Below are 17,945 nucleotides of genomic sequence, written 5' to 3'. Positions count from 1 at the left end.
GCGGGCGGTCGCGACGACCGAATCGCGGCGACTGACGTACCAGGCTGTGTCGTCGGTTCGAACGGTTACTCGTCTCTCGCGTAGACGCTGATTCGAGTGATCTCCTCGTCCGCGGCGTCGAACTCGAAGACGGCACAGAAGTCGACCGTCACGGAATCGCCGCCGCCGTCGCCCGTTACGGTGCCCTCGACGACGGAAGCCGCCTCGCCGTGGACGACGCCGCTTACCTCGTGGTCCGTGTTCGAGATTCCGCGCAGCTCCCGCATGTACGTCACCAGCCCGTCGAATCCCCGCAGATCGTCCGCGATCGATTCGTAGACGAACCCGTCGGCGAGCGCGGGTTCCACCAGCTCGGGATGTGCCGCGTCCATCGCGTCGAAATACGCCTCGATACGCGAGATCCGTTTCTCTTCGGACATACCGTCTACACTCTCGGTTCGGCACATGAACGTTTTGGAAGCGCCGCTGGACCGTCCTGGCATCCTGCTCGCAATATCGTCAGTTAACAGAACGCCTAAGAGACTTCGTCCGAAGATAGGACTGCGATGGAAGCCGTAAATCCGGCGACAGAGGAGCGTATCGCTTCGTACGAGGAACACGACGCCGACGACGTCGAGGCGGCCCTCGAGGCGGCGCACCGATCCTTCGAGGAGTGGCGGGAGTATCCGCTGCGGGAACGAGAACGGTTGCTCGAGAACGTCGCGGCCGTCCTCAGGGAGGACCAGCGACGGTACGCCGAACTGATGACCGCGGAGATGGGGAAACCACTCTCGCAGGCCACAGCCGAGATCGAGAAGTGCGCCTGGGCGTGCGAACACTACGCGGAGCACGCCCACTCGTACCTGTCGGACGAACACCATCCGAGTCCACCGGGTACGGAGGCCAGGACCGTCTACGAACCGCTCGGACCCGTACTGGCGGTGATGCCCTGGAACTACCCGTTCTGGCAGGTGATCCGCTTTGCCGCTCCGTATCTCACCGCGGGCAACGTCGGGCTCTTGAAACACGCGTCGAACGTTCCCGGCTGTGCGCTCGCGCTCGAGGAACTGTTCGAGCGGGCCGGCTATCCCGACGGCGTCTTTCGAACGCTGCTGATCGGCTCGAACAGGGTCGACGACGTGCTCTCGGACGACCGCGTCCGAGCGGCGACGCTGACCGGGAGCGGCCCGGCCGGTCGAGCCGTCGCCGAGACGGCCGGCAGGCAGCTCAAAAAGACGGTTCTCGAACTCGGCGGCTCGGACCCCTTCGTCGTCCTCGACGACGCCGACCTCGAGGCGGCTGTCGAAACCGGCGTGCGAGCGCGCACGCAAAACGGCGGGCAATCCTGCATCGCCGCGAAGCGATTTCTCGTTCACGAGGCGGTGTACGACGAGTACGTCGACCGCCTCGTCGACGCGTTCGAGGGGCTGACCGTGGGCGACCCGATGGACGAGACGACCGACGTTGGGCCCCAAGCCGACGCGAAGCTGATGACGGAGCTTCACGAGCAGGTCCGACGAAGCGTCGACGCGGGTGCGACCGTGTTGACGGGCGGCGAACCGCTCGACGGGACGGGTGCGTACTACCCGCCGACCGTTCTGGCGAACGTTCCGAACGGGTGTCCCGTCGACGTCGAAGAAACGTTCGGCCCGGTCGCGACCGTCTACGAGGTCGAAGACGAACGGGACGCGATCGAGACGGCGAACGACACCCGGTTCGGACTGGGCGCGAGCATCTGGACCGAGGACCGCGAGCGGGGCCGGCGCGTGGCCGGGGAACTCGACGCCGGCTGCGTCTACGTGAACGAACTCGTGAAATCCGATCCGCGCGTCCCCTTCGGCGGGATCACCGACTCCGGCTACGGGCGCGAACTCTCGCGAGCGGGGATGCTGGAGTTCGTCAACAGAAAGACGGTGTGGGTGGAGTAGACGACGGACTCGAGACAGTGTGCGGATCGCCGCGTCGGGACGTGCCGCCCACCTCCGGCGGGTTTCCGTGGTGAAATATCGTTCTCGCGTCCGCGGATCCTCGATCGATCGACGTCCGAACCGCGAGTTCGCTTCGCTGACCGTTCGTCCGCGATTTCACCCGTTTTCGGTCAGGTATCCATGTTGAACGGATCGGACACCTCGCCCTCGAGATCCATCCACACGCTCTTGGTCTGTAGATACTCCTCCAGGCCCGCTTTTCCCTGCTCTCGACCGAGCCCGCTGTCCTTGTAGCCGCCGATCGGCGAGCGATACGACATGAGCCGGTACTCGTTCACGCAGACGGTGCCGGCTTCGATCCGATCGGCGACCCGGTGTGCGCGCCGCATGTCCTCCGTCCAGACCCCCGCGGCGAGCCCGTACTCGGTATCGTTCGCCAGCCGGATCGCCTCGTCCTCGTCGGCGAACGCGATCACGGACGCCACCGGCCCGAATATCTCCTCCTGGGCGACGCGCATGTCGTTTTCCACGTCGGTGAGGATGGTCGGCTGGACGAACAGGTCGCCGGCGGTATCGCCCGGTTCCTCGCCGCCGTACGCGAGCGTCGCCCCTTCCGAGGTCCCGATATCGACGTACTCGTTGACCTTCTCCCACTGGTCGGGGAAGGCGATGGGCCCCATCTCGGTTTCGGGGTCGAGCGGATCGCCGAGTTCGATGTCGGCCGCCCTCGAGACGAATCTGTCGACGAACTCGTCGTAGATCTCCTCGGCGACGAGAACGCGGGAGCCGGCGACGCACGTCTGGCCGGTGGCGGCGAAGATCCCCTTGATCGCCCCCGTAACCGCGTTCTCCAGGTTCGCGTCCGGGAACACGACGTTCGGGCTCTTTCCGCCGAGTTCGAGCGAGGCGGGAATCAGCCGTTCGCCGGCTTTCTTGCCGATCTGGCGGCCGACGGCCGTACTTCCCGTGAACGTGAGCTTGTCGACGCCGTCGTGGTCCGTCACCGCCTTCCCCGCCTCTCCGTCGCCGGTGACGACGTTGTAGACGCCCTCCGGGAGGTCCGTCTCCTCGTAAACGAGTTCCCCGAACCGGAGCGCGCTGACCGGCGTGTGTTCGCTCGGTTTGTGAACGAACGCGTTTCCCGCGGCCAGCGCGGGTGCCAGTTTGAGCGACAGGAGCAACAGCGGCGAGTTCCACGGCGTGATGGCCCCGACGACGCCGTAGGGTTCTCGCTGCGTGTAGTTGAACATCCCACCGTCTTTGTTTTCGACCGGGATGACGGCTCCCTCGAGCGTGTCGCACAGGCTCGCGTTGTACCGATACCACTCGCCGAGGCTCTCCAGTTGCCCCTCCATCTCGCGGAGTAGCTTGCCGTTTTGCAGGGTTTCCAGCCGACCGAGCTCCTCGTAGTGTTCGTCGAGCACGTCGGCGATCCCGGTGAGAATATCGCGTCGCGTACTCGGGAGCGTCTCCTTCCATCCGTTCTCGTACGCCCGTCGCGCCGCCTCGACGGCCCGGTCGACGTCCCGGTGGTCCCCTCGAGGGACGGTGGCCCACTCCTCGCCGGTGTAGGGGAAGCTCACCGCGATGCGCTCGTCGGTAGCTGACGCTTGGTGGTCGCCATCGATCAGCAAGTCGTAGTCCGTTACGGTCTCCAGGCTCGGCTGATTCTCGGACATAGTACCGTCCTTCGCCAGTTCGCGTTCGACGGTTTTAATGCTACCGTTCGTCGTGGTCGTCCGGCACGGTGGACGCGTCGTCCTCACACCTCCGGCTCGGCGAAGGTGAGCATCCGCTTCGGATTTTCGATCAGTATCCGCTCGACGTCGTCGTCCGTGATCCCGAACTCGCGGCCGGGTTCGTCGATCAGTAAGAGCGGAACCACGTCGTTGAGCACGTGGAAATACCCCCTTCCGCCGTATTTCGCCAGCTGCGATTTTCTGTGTCTGTCGTGGGAAAACAGGATGTTCGACGCGTATCCGTCCTCGACCAGTTCCGTGATCCACTCGGCCCGGTGTAAGTTCGACGGTCGCGCGTACCCCCGGTCGATCCAGTCGACGACGAAGTGCGACTCCATTCCCCACTCGTCGTACTCGATGAACGCGCCGCGGTCGGCGAGTTCCTTCTGATACTCGAGGCCGGTCCCCTCGAAAAAGGCTCGGTCCATGTGATCGATCACGACCCGTTCGGCCGGTAACCCTTCCTCCTCAAGGATGTCCAGAATCTCGAGGCCCCATCGCGAGGACGGATACGTCCCGTCGCGCCGGTGGGACTTTCCGTTGGGGTGGACGGTCACCGGTGCCCCGGTGTCGAGCGCCGCCCGCGCCCCGGCGCGGAGCACTTTTTCTTCGTTTTCGTGGATCGCTCCCGACACGCCGAGCTCTCCGATGATACCCGCCCGCACGTTCGACGACCCGATCCCGTTTTCGACGTCGTCGACGAACTCGCTTCGGATCTCGTCGACGCTCATCTCGTCGACCCCCTCGGGGTGGCTCGCCTGCGTGTAGTAGGCCGTCCCGTGGACGACGTTGACGCCCGTCTCCCGCATGACGGCGCGCACCGCCTCCGGATCGCGTCCGAAGTTTTTCGGCGTGACGTCGACGATGCTGTCCCCTCCCATCCGATAGTACTTGCCCACCTCTTCGATCGCGTCGTCCAGGGAATCGAGGAAGAGTTGATCGTCGGCCATGTGAAAGCCGCCCCCTCGTCGAGCGAACCACCGGTTCTCGAGCGAGAGGGGTTCCCTGGACCGTCGCTCGTTCACCGGCGACTCGAACTCGATCGCGCGCTTTGTCACCGACAGGTCGGTAAAGAGGTGTTCGTGGGTCATCGTCACGCCGAGCTCGTCGGGGTCGATCCGACCGTCTACCGAGATAACGCCTCCTGCATCCGACTCCATGCTCCGGTAATACGGCACGCTTCACATTAACCTACTGGTCCGGAGGCTCGGATACTGCAGCGCTGTGTCGTCGCTGCTGTGCCAACAGGTGCGTTCGAAGACGCGACGGTCGATCGGTCCGTCGAGAAGCGCCGCCGCCTTGGCAGTTCCGGGTACGGCGACTCCTTGGGTCCCCTTCGCTCGAGCACCGATGGCGGGTCGGCGTCGGTCGCTGTCGGCGGAACCGCTCACCAACCGTCGGCCCTGGACTGCCGTGCCAGCGGCGGTGAATTCGGACGATACTCGACCGAACGAGGGGATCACTCGACTGTCGGAACGTCTTCGCGGGCGAGCCACTCCGATATCGCGTCTTTCCCTTCCTCCGACACCGGTTGGTAGGGTGGCCGGGGCGGTCCGACCGGCACGCCCGACAGTTCCGACGCGGCCTTGACCGCGGGCATCAATCCGGTCGACACCTCGTCCGGCGGGAAGTCCACGAACGTCCGCTGTGCCTCCAGAGCGGCCCCGGAGTCGCTCTCGTTGAACGCGTCGTAGACCCGCATCGCTGGAGCGTTCGCGGGAGCGGGGATGACGGCTCCCCGTCCTCCCGCCTCCAGTACGGGCAACAGAACGTCCATCGTGCCGAAGACCGACGCCAGTCCGGCGTCGTCGACGTTTTCGATCAACCACGCGAGCTTCTTCCAGTTTCTGGACGTCTCCTTTACGTATTTCACGCCGTCCAACCGGGCGATTCGTCGCATCGTCTCGGGTGCGAGGTCGACGGTGACCGTCGGATTGTTGTACAGTAAAATCGGAAGCTCCGTCGACGCGTCGATCGAGCGGTAGTACGACATCACGACATCGTCGTCCGGTGCGAACCCCCAGGGGGGCATCGCCAACACGCCGTCGGCGCCTTCCTCCGCAGCGTGGGTTGCGAGTTCGGTGGCGATCTGTAACGAGGGATGCGAGATGCCGGCCAATACCGGTCTCTCGTCCGTCGCGTCGATCGTCTTCGAGATGACTTTCTTCCGTTCCGCAACCGTGAGCGACACCGTTTCCTGTACGCCGGTTCCCGCGGCGATAATCCCGTGACAGCCACACCGTTGAGCGAACTTCACGGAGTCGGCTATCCGTTCGATCGCGACGGCGCCGTCTTCGATGGGAGTCAGTACTGGCGTGAGAATCCCTCTCAGTTCCGATTGCATACCGTGTTCCGGTTGCGTGTATGAGCACAAAATACTATCGGTAGACGTTTTAACGAACTGATTCCTTCGACGGAACGCGCGTTGCACGATCGGCTCCTCGAGTGGTTTGGGCCTTCGGCCGAGCGACGTCCCGACTCGTCTCGGCGGTGAACGAGATATCCACAGCGTCGTATCCGAGCTCCTCGCGCACGTAACACCAAATCGGACGGATCGGTCGTAACTGTAGCCGAGCTAATGCATGATGATCAATATGGGGAAATTTTTATACGTGGTGCATAGTATAGTGGCACACGCTAGATGACCTATAACACAGTCAATAGCGCACCGAACGTGGTGTGTGGGACCGGTACCGATGCATCGTCACGGAGGCTGAACGGCGGGCGACCGTATCGCCCACGTGAAATACCCTCCGTATCGAACGAACGCTCGACCGCTCGAAACGGGGGTGACCGCCGTGACTGAGATCGAAGACGAGGACGCGGCGGGCGAGGAGCCGGGATCGCTTCAGAAGGAACTGTTTTTCCCCGATACCGACCGCGAAGCCGGGGACACGAACCTCGAACTGCTAGGTGGGTACCTGGACATTCATCCGGTGGTGTTTCCAGTTTCGATCGCCGTCATCGGTCTGTTCATCGCAGTGACGCTGCTGTTTCAGCCGCTCGCTTCACTGCTCGGACTGCGGACGGACGGCGGCGAGTTGATGACGGCCGTCGAAGCGTTCGGTGCGGTCCAGGCGTTCGGAACGGCCACGTTCGACTGGCTGCTCATTCTGGCCATGAAAGGCGCTATTCTCGCCGTGATCTACTTCGCGCTCAGCAAGTACGGCAGAATACGTATCGGCGGCGTCGAGGCCGAAAAGGAGTTCAGCGATTTCGCGTGGCTGGCGATGCTCTTCAGTGCGGGGATGGGGATCGGACTCATCGTCTTCAGCGTCTCCGAAACGCTGTGGGGTCTCCAGACCGTCCCGCCGTTCTTCGCCGGCACCGAGGCCGGAACGCCCGAAGCGGGACAGGCCGCGCTCGTCCAGACCTTCTTCCACTGGGGACTCGCTCCGTGGGGAATTTACGCCCTCGTCGGCCTCGGACTCGCGTTTTTCTCCTACAACCGCGGTCTCCCGCTCACGTTTCGCTCGATCTTCTGGCCGGTGCTGGGCGAGCGCATTTACGGCTGGCCCGGCCACGTGATCGACATCCTCGCGGTGTTCGCGACGCTGTTCGGCCTGGCGACGTCGCTCGGGCTCGGCGCTCAGCAGGCGACCACGGGCGTCGCACACGTTACCAGTGAGGTGATAGGGATCACGGTTCCGGAGACGACGATGGCACACGTGGTCCTGATTGCGGTCATCACCCTCGTCGCGACCGCGTCAGTCGCGGCGGGACTGGAACGAGGGGTGAAACGACTGAGCAACCTCAACGCCTACCTGATGGTCGCGATGCTCGCCTTCCTGCTCGTTGCGGGGCCGACGCTCTATTTGCTGAGCGGATTCAGTTCGGCCCTCGGCACGTACCTCTCCTCGCTGGTGGAGTTGAGCCTGTACACCGGAACGTTCGCGGGGGAAGACGCTTCCACGTGGCTCGGCAACTGGACGTTCTTCTACTGGGCGTGGTGGATCGCCTGGTCCCCGTTCGTCGGCATGTTCATCGCGCGAATTTCGAAGGGACGAACCATCCGCGAGTTCGTCGCCGGAGTGCTGGTCGTCCCGACGCTCTTTGGCGTCCTGTGGTTTTCGACGCTCGGCGGATCGGCCCTGTTCGCCCAGTTCGACACCGGCGGGCTTCTCACCGTGCTCAACGAACAGGGTCAGGAGGCCGTGATGTACGCGATGCTCTCGGAGTACCCGCTGGGACTCCTCACGTCGGTTCTCGTGACGGTGTTGGTCATGACCATCTTCGTCTGCTCGTCGGACTCGGGTTCGCTCGTCCTCGAGAATCTCTCGTCGGGCGGAAAACGGGACGTTCCGAAAGCCCAACGAATCTTCTGGGCGATCGTCGAGGGTGCGATCGCAGCGGTGCTGTTGATCGGTGGCGGCCTCACGGCAATGCAGGCTGCCTCGGTCGCGACGGGAGTCCCGTTCGCCGTCGTCCTCATATTCATGTGTTACGCAATCTATCGCGGACTCGACCGCGAACACGAGATCTTGACGTCCAACGAATTTCAGCGACGGCGGGAGGAGCTGATCGATCGGGGCGAAATCGAGATCGATCCCGCTGGTGAGGGTGGCGTGACTTCCAGCGGTGGTCTCGTCGGCGACATCACGGACGACGACTCCGCGGTGAGCGACGATTGACGAAACCGATCGGACCGGGCCGTTCCGGTCGACATTGCCCGAGTTCGTGAACTAATTCGACGGTAGTTTCCGACGACGGACGATTCGCCGACCGCGAAACGACTTCTTCCAGGAACGCAGCGTGTGAGAGCACCGTTTTCCCTCGCGGGTAACGAGTTCCTCGGTGGCCGACGTGGTGTCCCGGTGGCGATCCCACCACTCACGGGAACGAACGAGATATCGTATCCGTTCGAATCGCCGAGACGCCCCTTCCATGCCCGCGAATACTAGTACGCGAGGCTCAGTCCGATATCGTCCGCAGCGGCCCGGAGCCGATCGAGTAGTTCCCCTTCGCACCGTTCTCGTTTCACCCGATACGTCGGTCCCGCAACCGAGAGCGCCCCTTCGACCGACTCCTGTGAGATGAGCGGAACCGCCACTGCGTTCATCTCGCGAAGACCTTCGCCGAGGTTCAGCGCGTATCCGCGCTCGCGAACTCGTTCGAGTTCCTCCTCGAGGGTCGCTCTGTCGGTGATCGTCTCGTCGGTTTTCGCCGAGAGACCGTGGCGTTCGACGATCTCGTTCACTTCACTCTCCCGAAGATGAGCGAGGATCACCTTCCCGCCCGAGTTGGCGTGCATCTCTTCCCACGAACCGACGAGCGCGTTGACGTTGATCTCGTCGTTCGGATCCCTCCCGTCCAGGTACATCACCTGCCCGTTTTCGTGCGTCATCAGCCACGTCGATTCCCCGGTCTCCGAAGCGATCTCCTCGAGCGCGGGTAAGGCGGCCGAGTACACGTCTTGGGTCGTCCGCGTGTACTGGCCGTAACTGAAGAATTCCAGTCCGAGGTGGTACTCTCCGTTTCGCTTTACGACGAACCCGTGATCTCTCATCGTCGAAAGGTGTTTGTGAACCGAACTCTTCGCCAGGTTCACGTTGGCCGCCAGTTCGGTCACTCCGATCCCGTCCGCCTCCCGAACTGCTTCGATGATAGCGAACAGCGTTTCGTCCGATTTAACCCCGCGTCCTCCCGCCGAGTTCCCAGCCATACCCCATCAAATACGGCGGGAAGTACTAATAATTGCGGGCGCGAACCCGAACGCCGCCTTCCACCTCCGTCCTCGAGGGACACCACGACCTGTGTACGGCGGCCCGAGGCTTTCGTTTCGCTCGCTATCCAATACCGGATCGCCGATTGCTGTTCTCTGATGGAGAACGAACGGTGTTCGTCGAACGAGCCGGGCCGGCCTGGAATTACAGACATACGACCGTAATAAATTCGCCAGAACCGAAGAGGAAAGTTACGATAGTACATGTGTAAAGCGATTCGCCCGTAGTGGGTCCGAGCGAGAGGATTTGCGCACACGCCGGTCGTGGAACGTACCCGTTATTGAACCGAACGTTCGTCTTCCGCTAGCTGTCCACACGATGATCGATCGCTGGCGTTTCCCGGGAATTCCAACCCGATAGCGGCTCCCCAGCTGAATTCGCTCACAGCGAACGACCACATCCGTTTCGATTGTCAACGGTCGCTGAGCGAATCCGAACGACGGGACGAGGTAGCGTCGTGTTCGGCGGATTCGATCGGATCCTCCAGGACGTCCGGCGTCGATGATCGCCCGAAGGCCGTTCGCCACCGGTGCGTTCTCGAGGACCCGTCGCTCGAATGCGGCCGCGTTGCGTTCCGGACGGGTGCGACCGAGCGTCCCGATTTCCTCCGACGTTGACCGATCCGTCCGACGCGATTCAGTATCCCGCTACGAGCGTCGCTCGCGCGCATTGAACGCGTTCGGCGCTCGAACGGGGGGTTGAAGCAGAAGATATTAGTCCCTGGATTGTGCATCATCTTTTGATGGCACAAGAGAGCGTACCACGCCGATTAGGCTCACTGCGCGATCCGTCGGAACTGATGCAGCCCGAGCGTCTCGGAGCATTGAAGCACACGCGCCTGAGCTTCGCCCGGCTACTGATGCGGCGAATGGTGGACGAGCAGTGGGAGATCGATCTCCGGGAGGTAACCCTCGACGAAGAGGGTAACGGTCGAGCTCGGTACAGCATCTCCACGCCGTCCCACGAATTTTCGTTTCCGATCTTCTCACAGAAGATAAGCGAAGCCGAAAAGACGGATCGAATTACCGCCGACACGTGGGATATGTGGGGATTTCTCTGCGAGGGAAACCCGAGCGACGAGTTCGTCGACTGGCAGTTCGAAGAGCTGCCGAACGTGAGAACGGGGCGTGCCACTCCGGACGTGCTGATCTGGACCAGGGGAAACCGGAGCTCGCGTTTCTTCGATCACATCGTCGACTCGCTGACGGCGGGCCATCAACCCGACGTCGACTTTCTGGCGAAAGGAGGGTATCTGATACGATCTTCGGGCTACTACGGAAACGGGTTGAACGGCACCAAGGTGTTCAGATCGTTCGAGAGCGACCATCCGCTGGGAGAGCCCTACCTGGCGCAGATGTTTTCCGCGTACATGTGGCGAATTTTCGGATACGACCTGGCTGACACCATCGCTGCGGAACGCAACTCCGACGCGGCCACCCTGGATCCTGCTATCAAGCGATACCTCGGAACGGGAAACTCGTCGGGAATGGGCGTCGCGCTGTTCGCGATGAATCATCCGAAGCTCGTTCACACCTGGCTTCGAGCCAGAGAGATCGCCCTCGCTCGAGCCAAAGCCATCGAACCGTCGCGCGAGGACGTCGTGACGCTACAAAATTTCCTGGCGAAAGCGGAAGTGTGGTTCGAAGAAGACGACAGCGACTCCAAGGAGTTTTTCCTTTCCAAATCCGAAATCGCGAGCGGGCTCCGCGACGTCCGAAACCGTCTCGACGACGTTGGCTCGAGCGACGTCTCGTCGTGGGCGCAGCTGTGTGATTGGTCGGAGCGAAATTTGAAACCGGAAGCTCGAGAGGTACTTCACTCGTTACTGATCGACGTTCACCCGTCCGTCTGCGAGGGGTTAGCGGAGACCCTGACCACCTCCGAGAAGACCGATATCGTCCCGGAAATGTCGACCGCCACCCTGCGATCGATACTCGATTCCAACTACCGGTGGGCGCTGAATATCGACATGAGTCGGCCGGAGGCCACCCACCACTTCTGGTACCGATCCGAAAACGGCGAAGAACCGCGTCTGGGGATAACGGGGGAGAACGACGCTGAAGAATACTCCCGCCCGATCGATATCGCGCTTCGGGTACAGCGACTCGAGGACGATCTTCGGGCGTCCGCCCCGTCGACGACCGTCGGGGAGTTCCTCTTCGATCACCCCGAGCACCGGTACGTCGTCGAGCGGGTTCAAACCGTCCACGACCTCCCGTACGCCGAAATTCGAGGGAATCCCCTCGATGCCGATTTCATCCCCCTCCACCTCGTCTCGCTCATCAAATCGTTCTGGGGGATACAGAAAGCCCACCCGGCGAACAAGGGCTGGGTGAAGGGAACGTTCTTCCAGGGTGCGCCGCTGCCCGAAGATGTCAGAGACGGCGATCGATCGTACTGGATGTATCCGTCGAGACCGGAACGAGCGAACGAATGGAGGGACCACCGATGAAAATCAGCACCCGCGAGGTGTTCCAGCTAGCCGAACGCTGTCTCGCCGGCGCAGGCCTCCCCCCCGGTACTGCACGAGCAACCGCTCGAGCGATCTGGTGGACGGAGGTGTACAAGGGTTCCGGATGCACGACGCTGCGCGCGCTCCTGGAGGAGTATCCGGAGTTGGACCGGACGAAGCTGAAACGCGACGATCGAACGTCGCCGTTTACGGTCGTCGTCGGCGACGACCAGCCGAGTCTCCTCTCGAGCACCGCTGCGCTGGATCTCGGCTGTTCGGAGGCCAAACGGGACGGGATCGGAATCGTTCACGCGACGATTCCGGAATCGGACGGCACCTCGTCGGTCGTCGGCCACGCGGCCTACCACGCCGCGAGACGCGGACTGGTCTCGATCGTAACGTACTACGGCGGAACTGGCGAGTCGTTCACTGTCGTCGGAACGCCCGGCCAATCGCGTCCGTTACTCGCGGAGGCGAACGTCGATCGTCCATCGACGAGCTACAGACAAATAACGGACGTAATACATTCTAGATCATATAACCGAAAGCGCACGTCTCTGTATCGAAAATTCTTCGATCGAGACCGTTCGGGCGATCACTCGTCCGCGGAAACGTGCCTGATCGATCGATTGCTGAGCGAATCCGTTCGACCCGATCGGGAGACGTCGGAAGACGTCGAACCGGGATTCGTTACGATCTGCGTGGATCCGTTCCACCCCCGCTTCTCCGGCGGCATCCAACAACTCGCAGAGCGCTTCGTCACCGACCAGGAGGCGGATTTTGCGACCGTGTATCGCCCGGAACGGGTTCGAAAACGCGTCCAGCAGCTATCCGATCGCGGCGTCGACGTGGAACGCGACGTCTGGGAGGAGCTGTTCGAGCGTAGCAACGGCATTTTCGCACCGGATTCCGAAGGTGCACAACGAGCCGGTCCCGGTCTGGACTGACGCGGAACGTCACTCGCCCCGTTCTCGTCTCGCCACGCGATCACACCCCGTGTTTCGTCGCGTTTCGTACGAGGCGGTTCTCGAGGTCGACCGTCGATCGACCACGTCGTCCGAGGCGGTCACCGTCTCCGTTTCACGGCGATCGAACGCCGCCGTTTGACGTGTCATAGAACGACGTTGTCGCCATAATAATCAAATATATGTCTTTACTGGGGGACTGATGAGAAGATTAAGGAGCCAGTAATTCGTCGTCGTCGACATGTCCCTCCTCTTCGAGAGCGCGATCGGTGACTTCGATTTCTCGGCCGCTACGCTCTATTCGCACTCCTCGACTGACGACGACCTCGAGCCCGCGCGAGCGAATCCCATTCCGATCGACGGTATCGTCGAGTACGCGAGCTACCACGACCGGCTCGCCCACCCCGAGAAGGACGACTGGATCGCGATTCCGCTTCACGAGCCCGACGGCGCGGCGCTGTCCGGTGAGTACGTCGCGTTCACGGACCACGCGCTCCACGGTGAAGTGTTCGTCTACGACGACGACGGCGAGTACGATTCGATCGACCGGGACGCGTTCGCCGAGTCGACGCTCGCCGGACGGGTTCGCTTCTGGCACTCCGACTACGCGCCCGAGGAGCCGCCGTCGTACTTCGACTCGCCGATCGACGAACGCGAACCCCCTCGAAATCCCCTCTCGAGCGACGACGTGGACTCCTTTTTCGACGAACTCGAATCGTTCGTCCGGTCGGAGATGGACGCTCAGCGCGACGCGAAACGGGAGATCGCAGCGAACTCGACCCCCGAATCGCTTCACGCGGAAGGGTTCGGTGCCATTCCGTCGCTCGCGTCGCTCGGGCGTCCGGAAGACGGCGTCTACCGTTTTCGGATCGACGACGGAGACGACGACCAGCGGGTTCGGTACGGATACGTTCGAAACGAGTTCGGGATCTTCGAGGGAAACGAGGTGCTGGTCCACCCGCCGAGCGATCACAACTCGCCGGAGGCGTTTCCCATCCCGGCGACGGTCGACTCGGTCGAGGGGCGGATCGTGGCACTGACCATCGACTGGAGCGCGATCGAAGAACGAACGGCCGTCGGCGGATTTCTTCGGAAGAAGCGGCGCGGATTCGCGCTGACGGCGTTGCTGAACCCGGTTCCGTACGATCGGGAGTTGAACGCGATCGATCGAGTTCGCGACCGTGACGAGCATCGATCGTTCCTGACCGGCGCGACCGCGGTCACTTTCGGCGACACCGCCGGCGTCAAGAGCAGCCAACGCGACGCCGAACTGAATCAGGAACAGGAGCTAGCGGTCTCCTGTGCGCTGCTGGCCGATCACCTGTTCTGTATCCACGGACCGCCGGGAACCGGGAAAACGCGAACCCTCGTCGAAGTCGTCAGGCGCTCCGTCCAGGCCGGCGACGCCGTCCTCGTCTGTGCCGACTCGAATCAGGCCGTCGACAACCTCGTCGTCGGCTCGAGTACGCCCGAAACGGCCGACGATCGATCGCTCCACGCGTACGCACAGCACGGCTCCGGGGAGTTCGTGCTCCGACGGGTGAACGCCGCAAACTCCGCGAACGCGGTGGTCAACGAGAAATACCGAACCGCTGATGGCCGCGCCGACGTCGTCGCGGCGACGAACAGCAGCGCGGCCACCCTCGAACGGGAGTTCGACGTCCTCGTCCTCGACGAGGCGACCCAGGCCACGTGTACCGCCTCTTGCATACCGCTCTCGAGAGCGGACAAGCTCGTCCTCGCCGGCGATCACAAGCAACTTCCGCCGTTCAGCGCGACCGAGGAGCCGCCGGAGTCGGCCGCCGGTCTCTCGCTGTTCGAGCACCTCTACGCCGACGGCGGCGTCTACGAGGGTGTCGGCGTGCAACTGCGGACGCAGTACCGGATGCACCGCGACGTCGCCTGGTTTCCGAATCGCCGGTTCTACGGTCGCGCGCTCCGGCAGGGCCGCGACGTTCGGTCCTTCGACGGTCGGCCGGCGCTGGTCGGCTACGACGTCGGCGGGAGCGAGGAGACGATCGACCACTCGACGCGAAACGCGGCGGAAGTTCGACTCGTCGCTCACGTCGTCACAGAGCTTCGTCGCGAGGAGGGACTGGAGGCGTCCGACATCGGCGTCATCACGCCGTATACTGCACAGGCGGCCGCGATCCGCTCGAAACTACGGGCTCACCTCGAGGACGGCGACGCGGTGGCGGTGGACACGATCGATTCGTTCCAGGGAAGCGAGAAGGTCGCGATCGTGATCTCGCTCGTCCGCAGCAACGCGGCCGGTGAGATCGGGTTTCTCGGCCGCCCGCTGGACGGACCTCGACGGTTGAACGTGGCGATGACTCGCGCCGAGCGCTTCTGTGCGATCGTCGGCGACTGGTACACGTTGTGCGGATCGGACGACCGCGACGCCGGTGACTTCGATCTCTACGACGATCTGTACTCGTTTCTCGAGAGTACCGGTCGGCTGCGTCAGGTCGAACCGGAGTTCATCCCGGTACCCGAGTGACTCGAGGACGGACGCGTCCGACCTCGCGACCGTTCCAGCGCTCCGGTTCGTCGTGCGAAGCCAGTTCACAGCGGTAACAGCGCGGAAGCCCATCGACTTTAATCGTGGGTAGCTGACCGGAACGGATAGCTTCTTGCGATCCGCGATCCACCTACCGGTATGGGCTTTCACACGTTTCCCGTCGAACGTGCCGATTCCCTCGAGGATCCCGCTCGCTACCGGTTCTGTTCGCGCGAGGAACTGCTCGAGATGCTCGCAGTCGACGGCGACGACGTCGTCGCCGACCTGGGCTCGGGCACCGGGTTCTACTCGCGAGACGTCGCGCCGGTCGTCGACACCCTGTACGCCGTCGACATCCAGGAAGAGATGCACGACCGTCACCGCGAGGTGGGCGTTCCCGACAACGTCGAACTGATCGCGGCCGACGTCTCGTCGCTGCCGTTCGACGACGGCGAACTGGACGGCGCGTTCTCGACGATGACCCACCACGAGTACGTCGACGACGAGGCGATGGTCGAACTCGCCCGCGTGATTCGCCCCGGCGGCCGGCTCGTCACGGTCGACTGGTCGGCGGACGGTGCCGGTGACGACGGGCCGTCGATGGACGAGCGGTTCAGTTCCGCGGACGTGACGGCTCACCTCGAACGCGCCGATTTCGCCGTCGATCGCGTTCACGATCGACCGGAGACGCTCGCGGTCGTCGCTCGCCGGTAGTCCGACCCCGCCGACATCCGGCTCAGCGGCCTTGTACAATACTCACACAATCCTTATACGGCTTCGATTCGTACCGGATGTAAGAAGATGGCTAACTCGATGGTGGAACAACTGCAACAGGACATGCAGTGCGAAGGACTACTGGAATGCATCCACGGCCTCAAACAGCTCGACAAGGAGTGCTTTCGGGCGATGGTCGAGAGCGACGAGCCGCTGACGATCGACGAGGTCGCCGAGCGAGTCGACCGCGAACGCTCGACCGCCTACCGATCGATCCAGCGGCTGCTCCAGAGCGGTTTCATCCAGAAAGAACAGATCAACTACGATCAGGGTGGCTACTACCACGTCTACTATCCCACCGACCCGTCTCAGATCGCAAACGACATGCAGCGCATGCTGAACGACTGGTACGCGAAGATGGGCCAGCTCATCCAGGAGTTCGAGGACAAGTACGACTCCACGGCCGAGACGGCTCCCGTCGAGAGCTGAGCGTCCGCCGTCCGTCGTCGCTCGAGTCCCGATCGAACGTCGAACCGGACCGTCGGTTGTCGAGTCACGGCCGTTTACGTCGGCTCCGTTTCATTCGTCGAGTTTCCCGCTCAGTACTTTCGCCGCGGTGAGGATCGGGTCCCAGACCGGACTGAACGGCGGCGCGTACGCCAGGTCGAGCTTCTCTAGTTCCGAGACGGTGAGCTCCGCGTCCACCGCGGTCGCCACGGTGTCGATTCGCTTTGCCCCGTCGCGTCCGACGACGCTCGCTCCGAGCACGCGTTCGCTCTTTCGGTCCGCGACGAGCGTCACCGTGAGCTCGGTCGCTCCGGGATAGTAGTGCGGTCGGGTAGGTGCGTCGATCGTTACCGAGACGGGATCGAATCCGGCGTTCCGAGCCCGTTCCTCGTCGACGACGCCCGTTCGAGCCGCGCCGAGGTCGAACGCCTTGACGATCGCCGTTCCGGCCGTTCCGCCGGTCGGCGTCGCCTCGCCGGCGACCGTCGTTCCGACTGCCCGACCCGCACGGTTGGCCGTCAACGCCAGCGGAACGTGATCGGGTTCGCCGGTGACGACGTTCGTCACCTCGGCGCAGTCGCCGGCCGCGTAGACGTCTTCGAGGTTCGTCCGACCGTACTCGTCGGTGGCGATCGCTCCCGTGGGTCCGAGTTCGACGCCTGCCGCCTCGGCGAGTTCGACGTTCGGAGCGACGCCGACGCCGACGATCGCGAGATCCGCCGACACCGCGTCGTCCTCGAGTTCGACCGCCTCGACGCGGCCGTTTGCGCCCGAAAACCCACGAACTGCCGTCTCGAGGTGAAGCTCGACGCCCTTCTCCCGGAGGTGGTCTTCGACGACGCGGGCGGCCCCTTCGCCGAACGGCTGGAGCGTCCGCGGGAGCATCTCGAAGATCGAGACGTCGAGCCCGCGTTCGACGAGCGCCTCCGCCATCTCGACGCCGACGTAGCCGCCGCCGACGATCGCCGCGCTCGAGGGATCGGCGGTCGCGACGTCGTCTTCGATCGCGTCGGCCTCGTCCATGCTCCGGAGCGTGAACACGCCGTCGAGATCCAGTCCGTCGAACGGCGGCTCGATCGCTCGAGCGCCGGTTCCGATCAGCAGACTGCCGTAGGCCTGATCGAATCGCTCGCCGTCGGCTTCGACCGTCACGGTCCGTCCGTTCGGATCGATCTCTACGACCTCGTGGTTCGTCCGGAGGTCGACGTTCCGTTGTTCGCGAAACTCCTCGGGCGTGACGGCGACGAGGTCCTCGAGACGGTCGACGTCGCCTTTGACGTAGTAGGGCATCCCGCACGCGGCGTAGGAGACCCACTCTCCCTTCTCGAAGACCCTCACGTCCAGCTCCGGATTCTCGCGCTTTGCTTTACTGGCTGCGCTCATCCCGGCGGCGTCGCCACCGATGATTACGAAGGGTCCGCTCATACTCGGGGTACTC

The 17,945-nt window shown here is 63.2% G+C and carries 14 protein-coding genes; 7 read left to right on the top strand and 7 right to left on the bottom strand.

Annotation, left to right across the window (positions count from 1 at the left end; genetic code table 11):
• Nucleotides 1-65: 65 nt before the first annotated feature.
• Nucleotides 66-419 (bottom strand): nuclear transport factor 2 family protein, encoded by a 354-nt coding sequence (locus EA472_RS04355; protein ID WP_165874819.1) that lies wholly within the window; start codon nucleotides 417-419, stop codon nucleotides 66-68.
• 126 nt (nucleotides 420-545) lie between these two features.
• On the opposite strand from EA472_RS04355, the gene EA472_RS04350 reads away from it, so the two are divergent.
• Nucleotides 546-1,907: an NAD-dependent succinate-semialdehyde dehydrogenase gene (locus EA472_RS04350; protein ID WP_124190282.1), complete on the top strand. Its 1,362-nt coding sequence runs from the start codon at nucleotides 546-548 to the stop codon at nucleotides 1,905-1,907.
• A 170-nt stretch (nucleotides 1,908-2,077) separates the two neighbouring features.
• Here EA472_RS04350 and EA472_RS04345 read toward each other — a convergent pair whose 3' ends face one another.
• The 3 genes from EA472_RS04345 to EA472_RS04335 form a co-directional block, all read right to left on the bottom strand.
• Nucleotides 2,078-3,586 (bottom strand): aldehyde dehydrogenase, encoded by a 1,509-nt coding sequence (locus tag EA472_RS04345; RefSeq protein ID WP_124190281.1) that lies wholly within the window; start codon nucleotides 3,584-3,586, stop codon nucleotides 2,078-2,080.
• 83 nt (nucleotides 3,587-3,669) lie between these two features.
• A complete protein-coding gene (locus EA472_RS04340) occupies nucleotides 3,670-4,806 on the bottom strand; it encodes a phosphotriesterase family protein (RefSeq protein ID WP_124190280.1) in 1,137 nt (378 codons plus the stop codon).
• Nucleotides 4,807-5,105: 299 nt separating this feature from the next.
• On the bottom strand, nucleotides 5,106-5,990 hold the full coding sequence (locus EA472_RS04335) for a dihydrodipicolinate synthase family protein (protein WP_124190279.1): 885 nt from the start codon (nucleotides 5,988-5,990) through the stop codon (nucleotides 5,106-5,108).
• A gap of 454 nt (nucleotides 5,991-6,444) precedes the next feature.
• Here EA472_RS04335 and EA472_RS04330 point away from each other — a divergent pair, with 454 nt between their 5' ends.
• On the top strand, nucleotides 6,445-8,277 hold the full coding sequence (locus EA472_RS04330; protein ID WP_124190278.1) for a BCCT family transporter: 1,833 nt from the start codon (nucleotides 6,445-6,447) through the stop codon (nucleotides 8,275-8,277).
• Between the two features lie 266 nt (nucleotides 8,278-8,543).
• Here the strand turns inward: EA472_RS04330 and EA472_RS04325 are convergent, their stop codons facing one another.
• Nucleotides 8,544-9,308, bottom strand: a complete 765-nt coding sequence (locus EA472_RS04325) for an IclR family transcriptional regulator (RefSeq protein ID WP_124190277.1) — start codon at nucleotides 9,306-9,308, stop codon at nucleotides 8,544-8,546.
• Between the two features lie 803 nt (nucleotides 9,309-10,111).
• Here EA472_RS04325 and EA472_RS04320 point away from each other — a divergent pair.
• Both EA472_RS04320 and EA472_RS04315 read left to right on the top strand, forming a co-directional pair.
• Nucleotides 10,112-11,821, top strand: a complete 1,710-nt coding sequence (locus EA472_RS04320; RefSeq protein WP_124190276.1) for a hypothetical protein — start codon at nucleotides 10,112-10,114, stop codon at nucleotides 11,819-11,821.
• Nucleotides 11,818-12,768 carry a hypothetical protein gene (locus EA472_RS04315; protein ID WP_124190275.1) on the top strand — a complete coding sequence of 317 codons (951 nt, stop codon included), beginning with the start codon at nucleotides 11,818-11,820 and terminating at the stop codon, nucleotides 12,766-12,768. Before EA472_RS04320 ends, EA472_RS04315 begins: the two co-directional genes overlap by 4 nt.
• Before the next feature lie 9 nt (nucleotides 12,769-12,777).
• Here the strand turns inward: EA472_RS04315 and EA472_RS22360 are convergent, their stop codons facing one another.
• Complete coding sequence (locus EA472_RS22360) at nucleotides 12,778-12,936, bottom strand: hypothetical protein (protein WP_165874818.1); 159 nt, start codon at nucleotides 12,934-12,936, stop codon at nucleotides 12,778-12,780.
• 91 nt (nucleotides 12,937-13,027) lie between these two features.
• Here EA472_RS22360 and EA472_RS04310 point away from each other — a divergent pair, with 91 nt between their 5' ends.
• The 3 genes from EA472_RS04310 to EA472_RS04300 all read left to right on the top strand — a co-directional run bounded on the left by EA472_RS04310 (nucleotide 13,028) and on the right by EA472_RS04300 (nucleotide 16,489).
• Nucleotides 13,028-15,286, top strand: a complete 2,259-nt coding sequence (locus EA472_RS04310; protein ID WP_124190274.1) for an AAA domain-containing protein — start codon at nucleotides 13,028-13,030, stop codon at nucleotides 15,284-15,286.
• Nucleotides 15,287-15,445: 159 nt separating this feature from the next.
• A complete protein-coding gene (locus tag EA472_RS04305) occupies nucleotides 15,446-16,000 on the top strand; it encodes a class I SAM-dependent methyltransferase (protein ID WP_124190273.1) in 555 nt (184 codons plus the stop codon).
• Between the two features lie 87 nt (nucleotides 16,001-16,087).
• Nucleotides 16,088-16,489, top strand: coding sequence for a helix-turn-helix domain-containing protein (locus EA472_RS04300; protein ID WP_124190272.1), 402 nt, complete (start codon nucleotides 16,088-16,090; stop codon nucleotides 16,487-16,489).
• A gap of 90 nt (nucleotides 16,490-16,579) precedes the next feature.
• On the opposite strand, the gene EA472_RS04295 is transcribed toward EA472_RS04300, so the two are convergent.
• Nucleotides 16,580-17,932, bottom strand: coding sequence for an FAD-dependent oxidoreductase (locus EA472_RS04295; protein WP_124190271.1), 1,353 nt, complete (start codon nucleotides 17,930-17,932; stop codon nucleotides 16,580-16,582).
• Between the last annotated feature and the right edge of the window lie 13 nt (nucleotides 17,933-17,945).

Origin of the sequence: Natrarchaeobius oligotrophus, assembly GCF_003841465.1 — an archaeon.
Taxonomy (GTDB): Archaea; Halobacteriota; Halobacteria; order Halobacteriales; family Natrialbaceae; genus Natrarchaeobius; species Natrarchaeobius oligotrophus.
Note: the sequence above shows the minus strand (reverse complement) of the source record. Positions and strands in the feature narration are given on the sequence as shown.